Source organism: Endozoicomonas ascidiicola (assembly GCF_001646945.1).
GTDB lineage: Bacteria > Pseudomonadota > Gammaproteobacteria > Pseudomonadales > Endozoicomonadaceae > Endozoicomonas > Endozoicomonas ascidiicola.
In genome coordinates this window covers 197,212-198,848 of record NZ_LUTV01000009.1, presented here as the reverse complement: position 1 = coordinate 198,848, position 1,637 = coordinate 197,212, and the positions used below count along the sequence as shown (strand labels likewise).

The following is a 1,637-nucleotide window of genomic DNA, read 5'->3' as shown; positions in this document are numbered from 1 at the left end:
TGTTAAGAATGTCTCGCTGCTCACTGTTTAATGATGAAATGGAATCAATAAAATTCTGGAAGAGTTCAGATTGCATATCACTCCCCTACCACGTTGATTTTATAGGAGTTTAGCTGATTCAACCATTAACGGTAACTTAGCCGAGATTATTTATGTTGTATTAAATGCAGCTCAGTACACTAGTAGGTTCTCGGAAATTTGAAATAAATTAACCTGACTAAAAATACAACCAAGGAAGATCCGGTAAAGAAATACTAAGAAATACGCGATGCCCGCGTTGAATATGTCGTGTATTTTCAATAATTAAACGGTGGTAAGTCCAATGAAAAACAGTAAAAAAATCATTATCATAACTCCCTGTAATTTTTCTGTACGTTTATTCGGCTGAAATCAGGTTCTCAAACTGAATTGCTGGTCGGCCAGCTTTAATATTGAAGAAAGAACCTATATTGTGAGCCAATAACTTTCGGGTAATTATTGAAGTCATATGCCATATATCCCTACACCGACATTTTTCTATTTCAAATCGCTCGGCAAGCTGACCTGTCACTGTTTCAATACGTCGTCTAACTCGCATTATAAGCCTAAAAAACGACTTTGGACGTTCATATTTCATATTCTTTCGTAACGGAGTTTGCAGATTTATCCCTACAGCCTGACAGTCTTCCTTAAACTGTGGTCGTATATATCCTTTATCACCAAGCATTAATCCTTCAATACTTTCTATCATATCGTAAGCAGCATCACGCTCATCAATATTCGCAGCAGTTAAGGTAAAATTCACTGGAATTCCTCGAGCGTCAACCAATAGATGTCCTTGAAAACCATAGAAATATTTATCTTTGGAAGCACAGTAACCATGAGCTGCTTCACCCTTGAATATCTTGCTTTTACGGGCTCGGGTTCTGAGACATACGTCGATTGGGAAACCATCAATAAGATGGATATCGGCATTATCTGCATGGAGTAGTTGAATCAGCCGCTGTTGAATTTTCTGCTTAGGATCTGTCCTGAAATAATTTCGACATTTGGAACTCATTCTCCGTTCACCCTTCGACTCCGCTCAGGGTGAACGGAGTCGAAGGGTGCTTGCCCCGCTCCCTCATGGCCCGAGGTTGCATCCTTCGACAGGCTCAGGACGAACGGAGTTTGGAGGTTCAGAAATGTGGAAATTATTCAGGGACTATTCCTTAACCTGCCAGAGATTGGCTGACTGGTTAGCAAATTTTGACCGTGAAGACATATCAGGAAATAGATAACGCCAATGCTGTCCATAATAATTCCATATATCAGAATTATTATGCTTACCAGCCCATTCACCAACAATTTCCATAGTAATCACTTCACTGTCAGAAAGTTTAGGTGGAGGGCCACTGGTACGTATTGGTGTGGGGTATAGTTCTTTGTACAAATCGTCAATCAAACTGAATACAGATGTACGCGATGTTCGACTTTTAAACTGACCTGAAAAAGGCATGACTGACCTACTTTTCTGCTATTAAAAACAGTGGATACAAAGGAGGAAACCAGCCATGCCCGTTGAACAGTTTATCACTACTGTCTTCTGCCTGATCGACGATTTAATCAAAGAACTCGTTCCATTACCTCTGAGAAGCCGCGGTTATCCACCAAAGCTT

At 40.2% G+C, this 1,637-nt stretch carries 1 protein-coding gene; it reads right to left on the bottom strand.

Features of this window, described 5'->3' with window-relative positions:
- Nucleotides 1-376 precede the first annotated feature (376 nt).
- Nucleotides 377-1,039 (bottom strand): IS982 family transposase, encoded by a 663-nt coding sequence (locus AKL11_RS22175; RefSeq protein ID WP_067522081.1) that lies wholly within the window; start codon nt 1,037-1,039, stop codon nt 377-379.
- Nucleotides 1,040-1,637: the final 598 nt, after the last annotated feature.

Coding starts and splice junctions, on each gene's coding strand:
- AKL11_RS22175 (WP_067522081.1), bottom strand. CDS start 1,039: ATGAGTTCCAAATGTCGAAATTATTTCAGGACAGATCCTAAGCAGAAA.